General features: G+C 37.0%; 18 protein-coding genes. 9 read left to right on the forward strand and 9 right to left on the reverse strand.

Features of this window, described 5'->3' with window-relative positions; genetic code table 11:
• Nucleotides 1–11: 11 nt before the first annotated feature.
• The 6 genes from PQ459_08690 to rlmB all read right to left on the reverse strand — a co-directional run bounded on the left by PQ459_08690 (nucleotide 12) and on the right by rlmB (nucleotide 7,345).
• Entirely contained in the window at nucleotides 12–2,549 is a 2,538-nt protein-coding gene (locus PQ459_08690) for a YfhO family protein (GenBank protein WDF48542.1), read from the reverse strand.
• A gap of 167 nt (nucleotides 2,550–2,716) precedes the next feature.
• Nucleotides 2,717–2,944, reverse strand: coding sequence for a hypothetical protein (locus PQ459_08695; protein ID WDF48543.1), 228 nt, complete (start codon nucleotides 2,942–2,944; stop codon nucleotides 2,717–2,719).
• An 11-nt stretch (nucleotides 2,945–2,955) separates the two neighbouring features.
• A complete protein-coding gene (locus PQ459_08700; GenBank protein ID WDF48544.1) occupies nucleotides 2,956–4,134 on the reverse strand; it encodes a hypothetical protein in 1,179 nt (392 codons plus the stop codon).
• 129 nt (nucleotides 4,135–4,263) lie between these two features.
• Complete coding sequence (locus tag PQ459_08705; protein WDF48545.1) at nucleotides 4,264–5,457, reverse strand: hypothetical protein; 1,194 nt, start codon at nucleotides 5,455–5,457, stop codon at nucleotides 4,264–4,266.
• A gap of 18 nt (nucleotides 5,458–5,475) precedes the next feature.
• Nucleotides 5,476–6,516, reverse strand: a complete 1,041-nt coding sequence (locus tag PQ459_08710) for a DUF6263 family protein (protein WDF48546.1) — start codon at nucleotides 6,514–6,516, stop codon at nucleotides 5,476–5,478.
• A gap of 73 nt (nucleotides 6,517–6,589) precedes the next feature.
• Entirely contained in the window at nucleotides 6,590–7,345 is a 756-nt protein-coding gene (gene rlmB / locus PQ459_08715; protein ID WDF48547.1) for a 23S rRNA (guanosine(2251)-2'-O)-methyltransferase RlmB, read from the reverse strand.
• 101 nt (nucleotides 7,346–7,446) lie between these two features.
• Between rlmB and PQ459_08720 the strand changes: the two genes are divergently transcribed.
• Nucleotides 7,447–8,808 carry a T9SS type A sorting domain-containing protein gene (locus tag PQ459_08720; GenBank protein WDF48548.1) on the forward strand — a complete coding sequence of 454 codons (1,362 nt, stop codon included), beginning with the start codon at nucleotides 7,447–7,449 and terminating at the stop codon, nucleotides 8,806–8,808.
• A 44-nt stretch (nucleotides 8,809–8,852) separates the two neighbouring features.
• Here the strand turns inward: PQ459_08720 and PQ459_08725 are convergent, their stop codons facing one another.
• Nucleotides 8,853–9,287, reverse strand: coding sequence for a hypothetical protein (locus PQ459_08725; protein WDF48549.1), 435 nt, complete (start codon nucleotides 9,285–9,287; stop codon nucleotides 8,853–8,855).
• Nucleotides 9,288–9,290: 3 nt separating this feature from the next.
• Entirely contained in the window at nucleotides 9,291–9,767 is a 477-nt protein-coding gene (locus tag PQ459_08730; GenBank protein ID WDF48550.1) for a DinB family protein, read from the reverse strand.
• Between the two features lie 221 nt (nucleotides 9,768–9,988).
• Here PQ459_08730 and PQ459_08735 point away from each other — a divergent pair, with 221 nt between their 5' ends.
• The 5 genes from PQ459_08735 (at nucleotide 9,989) to PQ459_08755 (ending at nucleotide 15,058) form a co-directional block, all read left to right on the forward strand.
• Nucleotides 9,989–10,993: a MoxR family ATPase gene (locus PQ459_08735; protein ID WDF48551.1), complete on the forward strand. Its 1,005-nt coding sequence runs from the start codon at nucleotides 9,989–9,991 to the stop codon at nucleotides 10,991–10,993.
• Nucleotides 10,994–11,162: 169 nt separating this feature from the next.
• The gene (locus tag PQ459_08740; GenBank protein ID WDF48552.1) at nucleotides 11,163–12,023 is read left to right on the forward strand and encodes a DUF58 domain-containing protein; all 861 of its coding nucleotides are present in this window, start codon (nucleotides 11,163–11,165) and stop codon (nucleotides 12,021–12,023) included.
• A 40-nt stretch (nucleotides 12,024–12,063) separates the two neighbouring features.
• A complete protein-coding gene (locus PQ459_08745; protein ID WDF48553.1) occupies nucleotides 12,064–13,008 on the forward strand; it encodes a hypothetical protein in 945 nt (314 codons plus the stop codon).
• A 48-nt stretch (nucleotides 13,009–13,056) separates the two neighbouring features.
• Nucleotides 13,057–14,046, forward strand: a complete 990-nt coding sequence (locus PQ459_08750) for a VWA domain-containing protein (protein ID WDF48554.1) — start codon at nucleotides 13,057–13,059, stop codon at nucleotides 14,044–14,046.
• A gap of 4 nt (nucleotides 14,047–14,050) precedes the next feature.
• Entirely contained in the window at nucleotides 14,051–15,058 is a 1,008-nt protein-coding gene (locus PQ459_08755; GenBank protein ID WDF48555.1) for a VWA domain-containing protein, read from the forward strand.
• Between the two features lie 31 nt (nucleotides 15,059–15,089).
• On the opposite strand, the gene PQ459_08760 is transcribed toward PQ459_08755, so the two are convergent.
• Nucleotides 15,090–15,524, reverse strand: a complete 435-nt coding sequence (locus tag PQ459_08760; protein WDF48556.1) for a type I restriction enzyme HsdR N-terminal domain-containing protein — start codon at nucleotides 15,522–15,524, stop codon at nucleotides 15,090–15,092.
• 8 nt (nucleotides 15,525–15,532) lie between these two features.
• On the opposite strand from PQ459_08760, the gene holA reads away from it, so the two are divergent.
• The 3 genes from holA to trxB all read left to right on the forward strand — a co-directional run bounded on the left by holA (nucleotide 15,533) and on the right by trxB (nucleotide 18,443).
• A complete protein-coding gene (gene holA / locus PQ459_08765; protein WDF48557.1) occupies nucleotides 15,533–16,570 on the forward strand; it encodes a DNA polymerase III subunit delta in 1,038 nt (345 codons plus the stop codon).
• Between the two features lie 27 nt (nucleotides 16,571–16,597).
• The gene (locus PQ459_08770) at nucleotides 16,598–17,293 is read left to right on the forward strand and encodes a hypothetical protein (protein WDF48558.1); all 696 of its coding nucleotides are present in this window, start codon (nucleotides 16,598–16,600) and stop codon (nucleotides 17,291–17,293) included.
• Between the two features lie 178 nt (nucleotides 17,294–17,471).
• The gene (gene trxB / locus PQ459_08775; protein ID WDF48559.1) at nucleotides 17,472–18,443 is read left to right on the forward strand and encodes a thioredoxin-disulfide reductase; all 972 of its coding nucleotides are present in this window, start codon (nucleotides 17,472–17,474) and stop codon (nucleotides 18,441–18,443) included.
• Nucleotides 18,444–18,449 lie beyond the last annotated feature (6 nt).

Genomic DNA, 18,449 nt, shown 5'->3' on the forward strand with positions numbered 1-18,449 from the left:
ATCAGTTTAAATTAAGCTTCCGCAACCTCAGATTTCCGAGAATCTCTTACCAGAAAATAGACCCCAACCAAACTCAACAAAACAAACAATCCGAAACTTATCAAAGAAAATAATTTTCCAGTTTCGATAACGGCTGGCTCAAATTTCATTTCAATCTTATGTTTTCCTGCTGGGACGTAAAGCGCTCTTAAAAGGTAATTCGCTTTGATGTAATCCACTTTGTTTCCGTCCAAATAAACATTCCAGCCGTGAGGATAATAAACCTCAGAAAACACCGCCAATTGAGGCGTTTTGGAAGATGAATCAAATGATAATTCGTTTGGCTGATAAGACTTCAAAGCCAAAAAAGCCGTTGAATCTTTTATCAGATTTTTTCCGTTGAAATAGGCTTTGTCATCTTTAGAAATCACCGCGATTTTCTTGGTGTCGAGATTTCCTGTTTCGTTCAGTTCCTCGTTTGGATTGTCCACGAATTTGATGTCAGAAACAAACCACGCATTGCCGTTGGCTTCAGGATTTGGAGAGATTTCTGGTTTTTGCTGGTCGCCAACTAAGAAATATTTGGTGTTCAGCATATTCAGGATTCGGATGGTTTTTACTTGGTCTGTGGTCGAGAAATACTTATTGATTAAATCATCGTAACGTCTCAATTTAACTGCGTGATAACCACCGATTGAAGATTTGAAGTAAGAAGTATTCGTCTCGCTGAAAGTTCCCAAAACATTGTTGAAAATCCTGTAATGGTCTTTGTCTTTTTCGGCGATGGTTTGTAAGGCTTTGTTCACTTCGGTCTGTTGCAAAAGGCTTTGAACAAAAGAATTGTCGCCCGCTTTGCTCATCAGATATTCTGAATTTTCGGTTTGGAAAGGATAATCGGCGAAGGTTTTGTCAACATAATTATTATCATTCAAATATCGTCTGTTCACCGTCCAAAGGTCAAACAAACTCACGAATCCGATGATTAATAGAACGATGTTGACATTCAGTTTTTTCTTTAATCCAAAAAATAAAACGCCAGCCGTAATCAAAACATAAATAATCGCTTTCAAAGCATCGGTTTGGAACATCGACGCTCTTTCATCAATCAAATAATCCAACACATACGGCGGAAGATAAGTTTTCTCATTCGCTGTGTAGAAGCCCAAAATTCCTTTTCCGAAAACCATCAAAATCAATGTGATTCCGAGAACACTTCCCGAAACGTAAAGCAGGATTTTCTTTTTGTATTCTTCGGTCAGATTTTCATCCGTAAAGAATTTATACAAGCCAAGAATCGCAATCAAAGGGAACAAAAATTCCACAACCACCAAGATAGAAGACGGCGCACGAAACTTGTTGTACAACGGCACATAATCGATGAAGAAATCTGTCAGCACAGAGAAATTGCTTCCCCAAGCCAAGAAAATCGTCAAAATCGAAGCACCCAAAATCCAATATCTGTACTTTCTTCCGGCAAAGAAAAATCCTAAAACCGCGAGGAAACAAACCACCGCGCCTTGATAAGCCGGACCTGAAGTACTCGGCTGGTCGCCCCAATAAGTCGGGGTTCCGAAACCTCTTAGAAACATATCGTATTCTTGTTGGGATTTGATGTTGTCCTGAGCCAAAACCTGAATTTGCTCCATAATTTTGTCGGAACCTTCTTCCTGACTTGCGCCTCCCATTAATCTAGGAATGAATAAGTTAAGCGTTTCCAGTTTTCCGTAGCTCCACATTGTGATGCTTTCTTTGTCCATTCCGGATTTTCCGGCAGTGTGATAGCCTGTGTTCAGGATTTGCTTTCCACGAACGGTTTCTTTCACGTATTCGGCGTTTGCCATCAGTCTTTGCGAGTTCATTCCAACGCCGATGATTCCAGCGACTGCAACGATTCCAGTAGAAATCAAAAAATGTTTCCATTCAATTTTTCCTTTGATGGCTCTTATTAATTCAGAGAGGAACAAAAATCCTAATCCGAGAAATAGATAATAAGTCATCTGTGGGTGATTCGCACAAATCTGAAGTCCCATAAATAGGGTCGTGGTGATGAATCCGAGAATATATTTTTTCCTAAAATAGACCAATAAAATCCCTGCTACCAATGGCGCAAAGTAGGCAATCGTATGCACTTTTCCATTATGTCCAGCCGAAATAATGATGTAAAAATAAGTTGACAATCCAAAGAATGTCGCGCCGAGCAAAGCATATTTCCAGTTTCTAACAGCCACCATTCCCAAAAAGAAAAATCCGGCAAACAGCAAGAACAGGTAGTTTGCAGGTTTCGGAAGGAACAAAAACAAATCGTCAATTTTTTTGATGACATCGCCACGGAATTGCGCTCCAGTTTGGTAAGTTGGCATTCCGCCAAACATTGCGTCGCTCCAATAGGTTTCATTTTCGTTATTCGCACGGTATTGCAAAAGTTCCTGCGCGCCACCTTTGTAGAAAACGATATCGTGTTGCATCAAACGTTTTCCAGAGATGACAGGATTGGCGTAAACCACCGCCAGCAAAATGAAAACGACCAAACTTGCAAGGATGAAAATGAGATTTTTCTTGTTTTTGAACATAGATGTTAGATATTAAGCTTTAGATATTAGGTTTGAAATCAGAGTCTTAACAATTAATATTAATTGTCAAAATGGCTTTAAAATTTCAAATTCCAAATTTAATATTAAAAAACCTTTCAGACTTAATAATCTGAAAGGTTTTATGTTTATTTTATGTCAGAATCTGACTATTGTTTTTTCTCCTCTTTTATTTCCTCAAAATCCACCGTTTCTGCATCCCATTTTACTTTTTGTTCGGGCATTTTTTTCGAACTGGTTTGCTGGTTTTGCTGTTGATTTTTTGGATTCAGAGTGGGGAAGTTTTTATAAAACGCACTGAAAAACAAGCGCTTCAAAATATTCCAAACGAAGAATATGATGATGGTTGCTATGATGAGTTCTAAAATGTATTTCATTGTTTTCTTAATTAAAAAATGTTGTAGCCCGCGGAGAGCAAAACGATATTGTTGTTAAGTTTTCCAAATAGTCCAATGCCGCTTTTTTGATTAATGATCTTACAATCTAAGGAAAATTTGTTATTATATGTGTAACCCAATCCAAATTGGAGGCCATTAAAGTTTGAAAAATCATCACCATATAGATTTTGAATTGTGATACTATATTCAATTGGGATGTTGATCACAAAAGCGCCAGAAAGAGATAATTTATTTTTATTATTCAAATACATATAATGCTTGATTCCTAGAGGTACAACGATAGATTGACTTGAGATATTGTACAATCTGCTACTTGCAAAAGTATAAGAATAATTAGCCGCTATTGTCTTTTCTGCAGCATAATTATAATAAGTTGGTTCTGTGAATACAGCCCATTTGGACTTATTGAAGCCAAAAACATATTCTAATTCTAACGATCCGGTGAAACTTGTTTTAGTATCGAATTTAAACACATTTTCTCCCTCATCGAATTTCATATTTGAGGAGATAAAAGTAGGTTTGATCCTAATATTAAATTTTCCTTTTTCTCTTTTGATGATTTCGTCTGAGTTTTTGCCGCTGTATTGTGAAAACCAGTTGATTAATGACTTGTCATCATACTTTAAGTTCGCTGTATTGAAATTAGGATTGATACTGTCTAACTGTTTTTTATAATCATTATTATTCTGAACATAAGTTCTGTCTTTCTCGTCAACCAAAAATTGTTTGTAAATCAACTGTTCAACATTGCTTTCATTTCCTTTTTTAATAAAATATTTTTTATCACCATTAAAAGAATATTTATAAAGTTGAGTGTCTCCATCTACCAAAAGTTTTAGGAAAGCAGTTTTTTTAACCCAAACAGGATTTCTGTCTTCTCCAATTGCATTCAGATTTTTTGCTGATTTATCAATATCAAAAGTGAATCTTACATATTTTGTCTCATCAACAGAAAATTCTTTAACTGTTGTGATTCCAGCTTTTTTCATTTCTCCCTTTTCGGTCTCCTTATAAAAAATGAATTCTGGATAATCTTTCCATGCTGAATCTTTTATCAGGCAATCTGTTTTCGTTCCGTTATTGCTGATAAAATAACCTTGTTTAAATTTAATCTGAGCAAATGATAAGATTGAGATGAATAATATTAAAAAGCTAAAGTTTTTTTTCATGGTTATTTTTAAGTTTGTGCGGTACAATGATTCTAAGTATCGTACTTTTTTAAGTTTTGTATAATAGGTTTTTATCAAGGGAAGTCAGCGTATGATTGAGATCAAATATAATGAATCTCTATTCTTTAATTAAAAAATGTTGTAACCTACGCTAAGACCATAAAAATGTCCTTTTGACATGACTAGGCTGTTATCGGATAGAAATTTCCCTTCAACAGAAAATTTATTTTTGTAGACATACCCTAATCCGAATTGGTATCCTGCCAATATTGAAAAACTACTATCATCATAATCATAATAGACTGTTCCAGTTGTTGGGTCTGATTCCTTCACTTTGCTATTTAATACAAGAGTGGACATAACTGCTGCGCCAAAGAAAATTTTATTATCATCATTAAGGAAAATATAATGTTTGATACCTGTTGGGATTAAGATCGAGTTGTTTTTCACCTCATACAATCTATTGGTTGTAAAAGTAAAAGAGAACGTGGACTGCACATTTTTTTCTGTGGAAATTCCTCTGTAAGTCAATTCTGCAAATACACTCCATTTGTTCTTGTTGAATGCAAAGACGTATTCCGCTTCCACACTCGGGCTAATGACTGTTTTGGATTCGAAATTAGATACTGAATAGACTGAACTGGATTTCGAAGGACCATTTAAAAAACCAATTTTTGCTCTGATATTAAACTTTTCTTCTGCTATTCTGTTATTATCCTGATTTTGTTTCTCCGAATTTTTTGTGAAGAGTGAGATTAGAGAAGAATCATCATACTTGATTTTTGAAGTGTCAAAATTTGGATTAATGCTGTCCAATTGCTTTTTGTAGTCATTGTTGCTTTGAACATAACTTTGGGTTGTACCTTCTACTAGATATTGTTTGTAAATTAATTGTTCAACAACATTACTATTAGGTTTTTTTACAAAATATTTCTTATTTCCTCTGTAAGAATATTTGTAAAGCTGAGTTTCTCCATCTGCCAAAAGTTTTAAGAATGCAGTTTTTTTGATCCAAATAGGTTTTCTGCTAGGCCCCATTGCATTTAAATTGGTAGGAGAATCATCAACATTGAAATCGAATCTTACATATTTAGAATGATCTACGGAGAATTCTTTCACATTGGTGATTCCCGCTTTTTCGATTTCTCCGTTTTCAGTTTCTTTGTAAGAAAAATATTCCGGAAACTCTTTCCAGGCCATATCTTTTATGAAACATTCTTTTTTAGTTCCGTCGTTTGTAATAAAATATCCAGGTTTAAATTTAATTTGAGCAAATGATAAAATTGAAATAAATAGTAATAAAAGGCTAAAGTTTTTAGTCATAAGTTTTTTAGTAGGTTATTATTTATAAGAAGGATTGATGATGATAGACGTCGTCGAGTTTTTGCTCATACTCTGTGTCTGTTTTCCATCAGAAACACTTTCCTTCTGATTGGTTTTGATGCTCAGGTTTTGGTTTAGAAGCCAGCCTGTGTTTTCATCGATGATGATTTTTCCGCTCTCTGTTCCGCCAACGCTCATTGTGTGCGTCATTCCGTTTTGGGATTGTTTATCAGATTTTGAAGGAATCACGCCGGTTACGCTGATTTCCGCTTTTCCATCTTCAACTTTGGTCAAGGTGAAAGTCAAGGTTTGTTTTACCTTGCCTGGAACGATATCTTCAGAATCAGTCCATTTGTCGCCGATTTTTGCGCCTTTTGCAGGAAGAAGTTTTAGATTTTTACCCAATTGTTCTTTCATCATTGCCTCGTTGAAGCCGGTTTTGAAACTTTCGATAAAAGCAGTTTGCTGTTTTGTGTCCTTCACAGTTCCTGCGATTGCTTTTTTAAGATTGTTGTAAACGGCATCGAATCCAGTTACAGATTTGATATTTCCGTAAGCATCCATCTTCACATTCAGTTTATTTCCTGCTAGACCTTTGCTTACAAGATAGTCCATTTTAAGCGCTTCTTCCTTTGGAGCGGCTTGTTTCGTATCGATGGAAACCGTTTTTCCATTTGAAGTATTGGACATTCTTTTGCCAACCATATTCAGGGTCAAATCGTAGATGTTATCTTTAAAATCGTTGACTGTTACAGACATTTCGTCCGTTGTTTCAGTAGTGGCAGACATTGTTTTTCCATCTGGTGTGTTCAGCGATTGGATTTCTCTTTGATAAGAAACCAACGGGTAAGTCACGCCTTTTTCCAGAATGAATTTTTGTTTGAAAACGCCACTGCTGTCAGCTATTGCTTTTGGTTTTGAAGCTTCTTCTTCGGAAACTTCCACGGTTACGGTTTCGGTTTTTCCGGTTTTTGGGTCAACTCTTGTAACGGTTTTTGTTTCCTTTTTACAAGCGACCAATGTTATAGCAATTAGCGCAAGCGCTGTTATTTTTTTCATAATTGATGTTTAATAATAAATTATAATTGATGTTTTGATAATTAACAAGTTGATTTCTATCAACCAAAAACTATCAACCAGCAACAACTATTTTCTGTCTCACGGCTTCATAAAGAATCGCACCACACGCTACAGAGACGTTCAGAGATTGGGTTTTACCTTCGATTGGTAATTTTATTTTTTCATCGGAGTGGTGAAGCACTTCTTTGGAGATTCCCGTTTCCTCATTTCCCATCACGATTGCGCACGGTTCTGTGAAGTCCACGTCGTATATCAATTTCTGCGCCTTTTCCGTTGCAGAGAATACCTTGATGCCACTTTGCTGAAGGAAATCCACCGAGTGGGCAAGGTTTTTTTCTTTACAGATTTTGATGTTATAAATCGCTCCAGCCGAAGTTTTGATGGCGTCAGAATTAATCGGTGCACCACCTTTTTCGGGAATCAGAATTGCGTCAACGCCCACACATTCAGCTGTTCTACAAATGGCTCCGAAGTTTCGAACGTCGGTCAATCTATCTAAAATCAAGATAAATGGCGTCTTTCCTTCTTCAAAAAGCTGAGGCAACACATCCTCGATTTTGTGGAACGGAACGTCTGAAATGAATGCAACCACACCTTGGTGATTTTTTCGGGTAAAACGGTTGAGTTTTTCTACGGGAACGTAGTTTGGGCGGAGATTATGCTTGGCCAAAAGTTGCTTCAGTTCGAAGTAAATTTCGCCCGTCAAAGCGTTTTGTAAAAATATTTTATCTACGGTTTTTCCGGCTTCTAAGGCTTCCATCACTGGTCTTAAACCGAATATGAAATCGTCTTTTTTCTCTGGATTCATTAATGATATTTTGTTTTGCAAAAGTAAGGTTTTTGATTTTAGTTATTTAATATATTAGGATATTTACGATTATTTTATAATTTCGCCGAAACAAATAACCTATGAGAAAACTATTTCTCTTTTTTTACAGCATAGTCAGCATTTATTTATCGGCACAGGATGGGAGTGTAGATCTTAACTTTAATACTGGTCTTGGACCTGATGGTTATAATATTATGGCAATGGGTTTGCAGACAGATGGTAAGATTATCGTAGCAGGCGATTTCACATCTTATGATGGTATTGCAAGAAAAGGTATTGCAAGATTAATGTCGGACGGAAGTATTGATCAAACTTTTAATCCAGGTTCGGGTATTGTAGGAAGGGTTCTAGATATAATTATTCAGCAAGACGGAAAAATCATTATTAGCGGAGATTTCACACAATTCAATAATATTCAAAAAAATTATATTGCGAGACTGAATGTAGATGGAAGTTTAGATACTACTTTTAATATTACAGGTTCCGGGGCTTCTAATGTTATTTATTCTATTGCTCAGCAGACTGACGGAAAGATTCTCATCGCTGGGGATTTTGGATTATATAACGGAATTGCCAGAGGAAGAGTGGCACGTTTAAATAAAGATGGATCGCTAGATCAAACCTTTGACTCAGGAATTGGATCAAATAATTTTCTTAATTCCGTAGTTTTACAATCTGATGGTAAAGTTCTGATTGGCGGTTATACAAGTACTTACAACAATATTGCCAGAAGAACTATTGCCAGATTGAACATCGATGGCAGTCTGGATACAAGCTTTAACCCTATTGGTTCGGGTGGCAATCTTCCAATTTATTCTATGACAGTACAGCTAAACGGAAAAATAATAATTTGCGGAGGATTTACTTCGTTTAATAATGTTGAAACCGGAGGTATTGCACGTCTTAATAACGATGGAACTTTGGATACTACATTTATAAAAAATAATTCAGCCAGCGCCAATTCTGCTATTGTTTTGCCAAACGGAAAAATTTTAACTAACGGAAATTTTTATTCGACCAGCAAATTTCATCGTCTTAAGACAGATGGAAGTGCGGATAAACTATTTGATACCGTAGGAGAGGTTAGAAGAATGATTTTGCAACCTGACGGTAAAATATTAGTCTGTGGATATTTCAGTTCATTCGATGGTGTCAATAAAAAACAAATTGTAAGAATAAATGGAGAAAATATACTTTCAGTTTCTGATAATGAAAAAGAAAATCTTCAAATTTATCCGAATCCTGTAAATGATTTTCTAAACATTAAAACTTATCTTCCAATTTTCGGATACGAAATTTATTCTTTAGACGGAAGAAAATTAACAACAGGAAATAAAGTGAATGACTCCAAAATAGATGTTTCTACTTTACAGAAAGGAAATTATCTTTTGAAAGTTAAAACAAAATCAGGAGAACAAACAACTAAATTTATTAAAGAATAAACAACAAACGCTTTTCAAATCTGGGAAGCGTTTTTTTATTCTAATTAATCCAACACAAAAACCAAAAACTCATCATTCTCAGTTTTGAATTTCAAATCGCCGGTTTTTCTGTAATCTTCGAAAAGTGGCGTTGGGAAAGTATCGTCGAATTGTTTGGTCTTGAAGAATTTTCCCTTGATTTTTAAAGGGATTTTCTTGATGAGTTTATCCGTCGTCACCGGAATTTTGAATTTCCTTTTCTCTGGGTCTTTGGAATCGACGTAGAAACAATGCGCAAACAATTCTGCTTTGTCAACGTATCTTTTGTAATCCGAAACTTTCACGAAATTCGGAAGCGTAGAGTCTTCCCAAGTCAGATACAGAACTTCGATTTCCTGAGTTTTGCTGATAGGTTGGTAATATTTGAATCGCTCATTATCCGAAATCGAAAATGATAAAATTCCCAAAAGGAAAACTGGAAAAAGGAATCTGAATTTCATTAATTATAAACTTAAGCCTTCCGCAATCAAAGCTCTTTTCTGCGCAAGAATGTAACCGTAATGAATGCTTTCGTGCATATTATTAAAGATAATAGCGTCTTGCACATTTTTCAAATCAATCCCAAAACTGGTGGAATAGGGCGTGTAATCTGAGAAAAAGTCATCATCGTAATCCTTCATCAAAATTTTTGAAGTTTCAATTAGCAGATAAGCCAAATCCTCCATTTCGGATTGTTTCACATCCACGTTTGCGAACGTTCCTTTCTTGTAAGTTTCCACCCAATATTTATCGATGCGGAACTGGTTTCCGCTGAGATAATAGCAAAGCAACTGTTGCTGAGCCACACAATGCGCGATGTTCCAATAGATGTTGTTGTTGAAACCGTCTGGGATTGTCAGAAGGTCTTTTTCAGAGGTCGTTTGTAGAATATTTAAAAGGTTTTTTCGAACCTGTCTATGATTGGCAAAATGATAATTCATTTTCGGAGAGAAATTTATTTAGTTCAAAGTTATATTAATTATAAATAAACGACAAATTATTGAGATTTATTAGCAAAAAGTAAATCAGTTTGCTCAAAACTTCCATCATCTGGCTTCCAACTTCCATCTCTTTAACAAATATTTAACGGAAGTTTGGCAATTGTTATGTTTGCTGTTGCTGGATTTTATGTGAAATTTACCAATTATTTTTATTAATTGATATGTCAGAATTGAATCAAGCAGAAGATATCAGACAACTTACCGAAAAAGTTAAAGAACAAAATTACTTTTTCTCCATCTTAAAACAAGAAATCAACCGCGCCATCATTGGGCAGGAATATATGATAGACCGTTTGCTCATAGGACTTCTTGGCAACGGACACGTTCTCTTGGAAGGTGTTCCGGGATTAGCAAAAACCCTGGCCATCAAAACCTTGTCAGAAGCTGTTGACGGACAATTTTCCAGAATCCAGTTCACGCCGGATTTGTTGCCCGCAGATGTTGTAGGAACGATGATTTACAGCGTGAAAGACAATGATTTCAGTATCAAAAAAGGACCTGTTTTTGCGAATTTTGTTTTGGCAGATGAGATTAACCGCGCGCCGGCGAAAGTTCAGTCCGCACTTCTCGAGGTGATGCAGGAAAAACAAGTGACGATTGGCGATGAAACAATGCCTTTACCAAAACCTTTCCTCGTATTAGCCACTCAAAATCCGATTGACCAGGAAGGAACTTATCTTTTGCCAGAAGCGCAAACCGACCGTTTTATGCTCAAATGCAAAATCGATTATCCCGAATTTGAGGATGAGAGAAAGGTGATGCGAATGATTTCGACGCAGGATATTCCGCAAATCAGAAAAGTGGTGGATTTGAATCAAATTGTTGAAGCCAAGAAACTCATCAATCAAATTTACCTCGACGAAAAAATAGAAAAATATATTCTGGATATGGTTTTCGCAACCCGTTTTCCAGAGCGATATGGCTTGTCCGAAATCAAAAATTACATCAGTTTTGGTGCGTCGCCGAGAGCAAGCATCAACTTGGCCATTGCTTCCAGAGCGTATGCATTCATCAAAGGAAGAGCATTCGTCATCCCGGAAGATGTTAAAGAGATTGCGAAAGATGTTTTGAGACACAGAATTGGATTAAGTTTCGAAGCTGAGGCAGAGGAAGTGACTCAAGATGATATTGTGAATAAAATTCTGGCGAAAATTCAAGCGCCGTAAATGAGTTGGAGGGTTTGAGAGTTTGAGAAAATATTAAGAATATTCAGGACAAATCTTGTTCTAAAATTTGGTTAATCTGTTGATAGTGGTCAGTCGTCCTATTGTTTTTGAAAAAACTAAGAGGTCTGAAAACTATCAACCGATGACCGCCAAAAAAGCATAATTCGAATTGCAAATAAAAGACATTGTCAAAAAAGTAAAGCAGATAGAAATCCGGACTCGTAAGAAGACGGAAGCATCGCTTATGGGGCAATATCACAGTGCATTCAAAGGTCAGGGAATGACTTTTTCTGAGGTTCGCCAATACCAATTTGGTGATGACACCCGAAGAATGGACTGGAACAAAACCGCACGTTTCCGCGAGCCATTTGTAAAAGTAATGGAAGAGGAACGAGAGCTCACAATGATGCTTGTCGTGGACGTTTCCGCCTCGATGGATTATGGAACGAGAACTCAGTTGAAACGAGAATATGTTGCAGAAATTTGTGCATCGCTGGGATTTTCGGCCGCTGGGAATAATGACAAGATCGGATTGATTCTCTACGCGGACAAAGTTCTGAAAGTAGTTCCACCACAGAAAGGTAGAAAACACGTTTTGTCTATCATTAGCAACATTTTGTCTGCCGATTATGTTCCTGCAAAATCCAATCTGGATATAGCTTTCAATTATATGATGAGCGTTTTCAAAAGAAAATCTTTGGTGTTTCTGTTTTCGGATTTCGAAGATGAATTTGACCAAAAAATCCTGAATGTGACCGCCAGAAAACATCAGGTTTTGGGACTTCGTGTTTTTGACGAAAAAGATATGGAGATTCCAGACATTGGTTATGCACTTTTTCGTGATGCGGAAACTGGTCAGCAAGTTTGGGCAAACACTTCCAGCGCTAGATGGCGATACGATTTTGCCGAACAACAAAAACGAAAAATGCGCCAGACAAAAGAAGAATTCGAGAATTCATCTGCCCATTTTTTAGATATTAAAACATCGGATGATTACAGCAAGTTTTTGTATCAATATTTTAAAAAGTAAAAAACAAGAACCAAGAGTCAAGATTAAAGACAGTCAAATAATGCCTTACAGAATTTTCAAAATATTTTTTTCGCTTTTCATATTTATTTCTTCGTTTAGTTTCGGGCAAACCTTATCATCCAATCTTGATAAGACGACTTTGGCGTTGGGAGAAGTTGCGATTTTCAAGATTCAAATTCTAGATCTTAATGGAAAACAAGTACAGGCCGCGCCAAGAAACGAAATGCTTCCTTTTCATTTTGAAATGGTGAATGACAGTATTGCAGTTCAGAAAGATGTTTATTTAAGATCCATTAAATTCGCCGTTTTTCAGGAGGGGAAATTTACCATTCCGGAAATAGAGATCAGAGTTGGAGACCAAATCTTGAAAACTATTCCTTACGAAGTCGAAGTCATCAATACTGCGAAAAAAGATGACCAGATCAACGACATTATGAAGAATAAGGAAGTGGATCTGAATGTCAAAGATTATTGGGATCTCTACAAGTTCTATGTTCTTCTGGCTTTATTAATTATAGCGATCATTGTTTTGATCTACGGAATCATCAAATGGGGAAGAAAACGTAAAGACAGTCCAGCAGTGACGACCAATCAAACCTTGAAGGATTTGGATAAATTAAAAAAGAAAAACTACATCGAAGACCAGAATTTCCGTGCTTTCTACGTTGAATTAATTGAAATTTCCAGAGCCTTCATCACTAAACAATATCAGATTCCAGCAGACGTTTTGCTCACTGACGATTTGATTGTTTATATGAAACAAACCAACGCCATTTCTCCAGAGAATGAAAAAGTGGTAGAAGATATATTCCTGCGTGGCGATCTCGTGAAGTTTGCGAAAACAATCCCGAATCAAGAAATTATGACGAAGGATTTTGCGGAGATCAGAGCGTTTGTAAAGCGTTCCACAAAAGACATTGAAGCCGAAAATCTACGAAGTATAAACAACGGAGAACAAGAAAATTTCAGAGTCAAAAACCCATAAGCTATATTAATCATTTATCAACCATCATTTATCAATTATAATTAACCCGTGAATTTCGAATTTTACAGTCCTTGGTTTTTATTACTTTTTCTTTTGTTCATTCCATTGTTGATATTGGATGCGGGCAAGAAGAAGAGTCGTGGGATTGCGGTGCCTTCGGTTCAGAATATGCGACCGAGCGGAAATATCTCCTTGGTGATGTGGTTTTTGAAGATCTCAAAATATTTCATTCTGTCAGCTTTGATCATCGCTTTGGCAAGACCAAGAACTTACACGGTTTCCCAAGACAGAGACGAGTCAAAGGGAATTGACATCATCCTTTCTGTGGATGTTTCGCTGAGTATGTTGGCAAAAGATCTGGATCCCGATCGATTGGAAGCGTTGAAAAAGATTGCCGTCGATTTCGTTAATAAAAGAGAAAATGACAGAATTGGTTTGGTAGCTTACTCGGGAGAAGCTTATACAAAAGTTCCGTTGACCACAGACCATCAGGTGGTTGTAGATGAGCTGAATCACTTAAATCCTTACGACCTGCAACAGGGAACTGCCATTGGCGAAGGTTTGTCTGTTGCGGTGAATCACCTTAAGAAGAGCAAAGCAAAAAGCAAGATCATCATTTTGATGACCGATGGGGTCAATACAATCATCAATGCAATGCCACCTCAAATAGCCGCAGAATTAGCTAAGAACAACGGGATTAAAGTCTATACGGTTGGAATTGGAAGCAATGGATTTGCGGCTTTCCCCACTGGAACCAATATTTTCGGAGACATTGTTTTCACAGAACAAAAAACGGAAATAGATGAAAATACCTTAATGGATATTTCACAATTGACAGGCGGAAAGTACTTTCGGGCAACGGATAACACAAGTCTTCAAACCGTTTATAATGAGATCAACCAATTGGAAAGATCAGATGTGAAAACTTCAAAACTTTATAATTACGAAGAGTATTTTAGGATTTTTCTTTGGGTTGCTTTAGGTTTTTTGGTGTTGGATGCATTGTTTCGTTGGGTGGTGTTTAAAATTTTGAATTAAGCTGATGAATTGGTCTTTAGGAAATTATTATTATCTGTTATTGCTTCTGCTGTTGCCTGTCATCGGTTATTTTATCATTCATTATATCCGATGGAAAAGCAAGCGAAGAAATGTTTTCGCAGAAGACAGATTTCAGGACAGACTTTTTGAGAAGACTTCTTGGTTCGCAAAAATTTTCCCTGTACTATATCTCGTCGCATTTCTCTTCTTGATATTTTCTATCATCGATTTGTTGGGAGGGAAAGAGGAGATCAGCGTGACTCAGAATGTGAGCAATACAGTTTTTGTTTTAGACGTTTCTAATTCGATGAATGCACAGGATATCCAGCCAAGCAGATTGGACGAGGCCAAAAATATCATCATCAATTCGCTTCAGAAAATGAGTAATGATAGGGTAGGGATCATAGTGTTTGCAGGCGATGCGTATTCCGTGATGCCTTTGTCCAGTGATTATTCGGCAGCGGAAACCTACCTTTCCGGAATTGAGACTAGTGTTGTGCAAAACCAGGGAACCGATTTTCTGAAAGCGATGGAAGTGGCAGCTCAAAAATTTAAAAACATCAGCAAAGGTTCAAAGAATGTAGTACTGATCAGTGATGGTGAGGACAACGAAGGTCACGAAGAAGAAGCCATTAATCTGGCCAAAAAACAAGGTATCAAAGTCACAACAATCGGCGTGGGTACAGAAGATGGCGCACCAATTCCAGAATATTATTACGGACAATTGATGGGTTACAAATCTGATATGTATGGTGAAACAGTCGTTTCTAAATTACAGACAAAGGCCTTGAACAATATTGCCTCCTCAACGGGCGGCGCTTATTTTAATGGGAATAATCTTGAGGAAGCCATCAATCATTTGACAACCGAATTACAAAAAAATACAGGTTCTAGTTCTACGACCATTAGTTCTCAATCGTCAGTTCATTACTACCAATATTTTCTGGCAGTATCTGTGCTTTCCTTTTTCTTGATTTATCTATTCAATCCGAAAAAAGATTTTAATTTATAATCTTTTTTAAAGTTAATTACTGAAAGAATTTTTAGACTTTTCTATCCAAAAAGTGGTACTTTTCATCTTTGTAAATAGCAAAAATGTGGTGAAGTCCATTGCTGATAATGATCTGTTCCGCACCAATCAAACTGTTGTATCGGGCAATTTGCTCAAAATGAATTTGTTTCAAAGGAATGTTTGGCGCCTTGCATTCGATCAGTATTTTCGGTTTCGTTTTTTCTGTGACTAGAAGGTCGATTCGCTTGGTTGTACCGTTTAGTTCCAGCTTTTTTTCTAGAATTAATGATGACAAGTTTTTCTTTTTTATAAATCTGAAATAATGCAGCCAGTGCTGCCTTACCCACTCTTCAGGCGTCAGTACGAGCCAGATTTTCCTTACTAAATCATAGATAAAAAATGTATCTTTGTCTTGTTTGATCTGCAGATCAAAGTCATTTTCAAAGTTAAGTTTCGGAACCTGCATACGTTAAGATGAAAGAAATAGATATTATCCTCAAAAATATTAAAAATAAAGAACTATTACCGGTTTATTTTCTTCACGGCGACGAGTCCTTCTATATCGATCTCGCTGTCAAGCATTTTGAGCAGGATGTTTTGGAGGAAGATGAGAAGGCTTTCAACCAAACGGTTGCTTACGGAAGAGACACCAATTATCTGGAAATTCTGTCATTGGCAAGACAATATCCAATGATGGGCGACAAACAGCTCATCATCGTGAAGGAAGCACAAGATATGAAACTGAATGACGACGAATCCAAAGCCTTGGAAACTTATCTGGAAAATCCCGTTCCGTCAACAATCTTGATTTTTGCTCACAAGCTTAAGAAATTAGATGCGAGGAAAAAAGTCACGAAAACATTAGCCAAATCCGGAATGCTTTTCACGAGTGAGAAGATGAAAGATTACCAACTTCCAACTTGGATCCAAGGCGAAATGAGTGTGATGGGAATCAAATCTGCGCCGAACATCAGCCACCTTTTGGCGGAATATCTCGGGAACGACCTTTCCAGAATTGCGAATGAACTCAACAAACTGAAAATCGTTTTGAAAGACGGCGCGGTTCTCGATGGAAAAATCATCGAGGAACATATTGGGATCAGCAAGGATTTCAACATTTTCGAACTTCAAAAAGCGTTGGCTACGAAAGATCAGGCGAAGGCTTTCAGCATTGCTTATTATATGGGCAAAAACAAAAAATCGAATCCTGTTCAAATGGCTTTCGGCGCGTTGTACAATTTCTTTTCGAATATCGTCATTTATCATACTTTGACGGGTCAATCTCCGCAGAACATTGCTTCTCAAATGGGCGTGAATCCTTATGCAATCAAAGATTACTCGGAAGCGGCGCGGTTCTATCCATTGAAGCACGCGACAAGAGTGATTTCCATTCTTCGCGAAATGGATTTGAAATCCAAAGGTGTTGGCGTGAGACAAATGGAAGATGACGAGATTTATAAAGAGCTCGTTTACAAAATCATCAAAGTGGATGAGTTGAAGGTGAAGGTTTAAAGTCATTAATAAAAACAAAATACACAAATGAAAGAAGAATTAATTGGTAACATCAAGCTGTTCGCAAAGATCAGCGGAAAAGCTTCCTTAGCTTGGATTAAAGTTGCGTTGATAGGCGCAGTCATTATGATTGTGAATATTATTATTGCAGTCATTTTATTTGGTGATAATTCCGGTGGCGGATTTCCTGCGGCTGCTCACGGTGGAATTTTGGGTGCAATTGTCGGGTTTTTTGTACTTTTTACGGTCGAGTTTTGGACGGCGTTGCTTATAACTGTCGGGATTTTGGCACCTGTTCTTTTTATTATTTTAGCCAATAAAAATGCGATTGCTTCTGCTGTTTATAATGTTTGGAAATATAAGATTGCAGATTTCATAGAACCTAAAATTGATTTTTACATCGACAAGATTCTCCAGAAACAGCCTGGATTTTTGAAGAACATCACAGAATGGAGCGTTGTGAAAGTAAAGTTGCTGGACACTATCAATAATGATTCGCAGACACCAAAATTGCAGAAGAGAATCATCAAGTTCGTTCTCAAAAAAATCAAAATGGACGATGTTGATTTTAAAAATCCTGACACCAATTTGAGCAGTATTTTGTCTCTCAAAATCAGACAATTCATAGAAGGTTTTGCAGAGCCGGATTTAAAACTGGTTTGGATCCTTGTTGGGATTGATATTGTGCTGATTATTTTGGCTTTTGTTTTCAATCATCAGTAAATAAATATTATTCATCATTCGTATCTCTCAAATCGACAGTTTAGATAGGTTATGAATAATTAATTCCCGAAATTTGTGTTCGCTTTTTTCGCGTAAAGATTTATATTTGAAAACTTAAAAACGAGGAAAAAATCGATTCATAAATTAGTCTTAAGAATAAAATAATTTAATTATAAAAATGGAAAACAATATCTTAGATTGTGTGATTGTAGGATCTGGACCAGCTGGTTTTACAGCAGCGATCTATGCTGCCAGAGCAAGTCTGAAACCGGAATTATTCACAGGACTGGAGCCAGGAGGACAGTTGACGACGACTACAGAAGTAGAGAATTTCCCAGGCTATCCAGATGGAATCACTGGTCCGGAAATGATGTTGCATTTGCAAAAGCAAGCGGAACGTTTCGAAACGAAGGTTCATTACGAGATGATTTCCAAAGTGGAATTTTCCAAAGTAAGAGGGGGCGTCCACAAATTGAGTACAGGTTCTCGTGAGATTCTTGCCAAAAGTGTGATAATCTCCACTGGAGCTGCTGCAAAATATCTTGGCTTGGAAGATGAGAAAAAATATTCTGGCGGCGGTGTTTCTGCGTGTGCGACTTGCGATGGATTTTTCTACAGAGGAAAAGATGTTGTAGTGGTTGGCGCTGGAGATACGGCGGCGGAAGAAGCAACTTATCTATCAAAAATCTGTAACAAAGTTACCTTGTTGGTTAGAAAAGACCACTTCCGAGCTTCCAAAGTTATGGTAGATAGAGTCCTAAGCACAGCAAACATCGAAGTGAAATACAACCACGAACTCATCGGAATCGAAGGGGAAAACTTCTTGGTAGAAAGAGCGAAAGTCGTGAATAATTTGACTGACGAAGTTTCTACAATCGATGTTCACGGGATTTTCATCGCGATTGGTCATAAGCCAAATACAGGAATCTTCAAAGGACAAATCGACTTGGACGAAAACGAATATATCATCACCGAAGGCAAATCTGCAAGAACCAATCTTCCAGGTGTTTTCGCAGCAGGCGATGTTCAAGATCACCATTACAGACAGGCGATCACAGCGGCAGGAAGCGGTTGTATGGCAGCAATGGATGCAGAGAAGTATCTTGGTGAATTAGCTGGTGAAAACCATACTTGGGTAGAGCAGGATTAATTCATA

Origin of the sequence: Chryseobacterium sp. KACC 21268 (assembly GCA_028736075.1) — a bacterium.
Taxonomy (GTDB): domain Bacteria; phylum Bacteroidota; class Bacteroidia; order Flavobacteriales; family Weeksellaceae; genus Epilithonimonas.

Coding starts and splice junctions, on each gene's coding strand:
- PQ459_08690 (WDF48542.1), bottom strand. CDS start 2,549: ATGTTCAAAAACAAGAAAAATCTCATTTTCATCCTTGCAAGTTTGGTC.
- PQ459_08695 (WDF48543.1), bottom strand. CDS start 2,944: ATGAAATACATTTTAGAACTCATCATAGCAACCATCATCATATTCTTC.
- PQ459_08700 (WDF48544.1), bottom strand. CDS start 4,134: ATGAAAAAAAACTTTAGCTTTTTAATATTATTCATCTCAATCTTATCA.
- PQ459_08705 (WDF48545.1), bottom strand. CDS start 5,457: ATGACTAAAAACTTTAGCCTTTTATTACTATTTATTTCAATTTTATCA.
- PQ459_08710 (WDF48546.1), bottom strand. CDS start 6,516: ATGAAAAAAATAACAGCGCTTGCGCTAATTGCTATAACATTGGTCGCT.
- rlmB (WDF48547.1), bottom strand. CDS start 7,345: ATGAATCCAGAGAAAAAAGACGATTTCATATTCGGTTTAAGACCAGTG.
- PQ459_08720 (WDF48548.1), top strand. CDS start 7,447: ATGAGAAAACTATTTCTCTTTTTTTACAGCATAGTCAGCATTTATTTA.
- PQ459_08725 (WDF48549.1), bottom strand. CDS start 9,287: ATGAAATTCAGATTCCTTTTTCCAGTTTTCCTTTTGGGAATTTTATCA.
- PQ459_08730 (WDF48550.1), bottom strand. CDS start 9,767: ATGAATTATCATTTTGCCAATCATAGACAGGTTCGAAAAAACCTTTTA.
- PQ459_08735 (WDF48551.1), top strand. CDS start 9,989: ATGTCAGAATTGAATCAAGCAGAAGATATCAGACAACTTACCGAAAAA.
- PQ459_08745 (WDF48553.1), top strand. CDS start 12,064: ATGCCTTACAGAATTTTCAAAATATTTTTTTCGCTTTTCATATTTATT.
- PQ459_08755 (WDF48555.1), top strand. CDS start 14,051: ATGAATTGGTCTTTAGGAAATTATTATTATCTGTTATTGCTTCTGCTG.
- PQ459_08760 (WDF48556.1), bottom strand. CDS start 15,524: ATGCAGGTTCCGAAACTTAACTTTGAAAATGACTTTGATCTGCAGATC.
- holA (WDF48557.1), top strand. CDS start 15,533: ATGAAAGAAATAGATATTATCCTCAAAAATATTAAAAATAAAGAACTA.
- PQ459_08770 (WDF48558.1), top strand. CDS start 16,598: ATGAAAGAAGAATTAATTGGTAACATCAAGCTGTTCGCAAAGATCAGC.
- trxB (WDF48559.1), top strand. CDS start 17,472: ATGGAAAACAATATCTTAGATTGTGTGATTGTAGGATCTGGACCAGCT.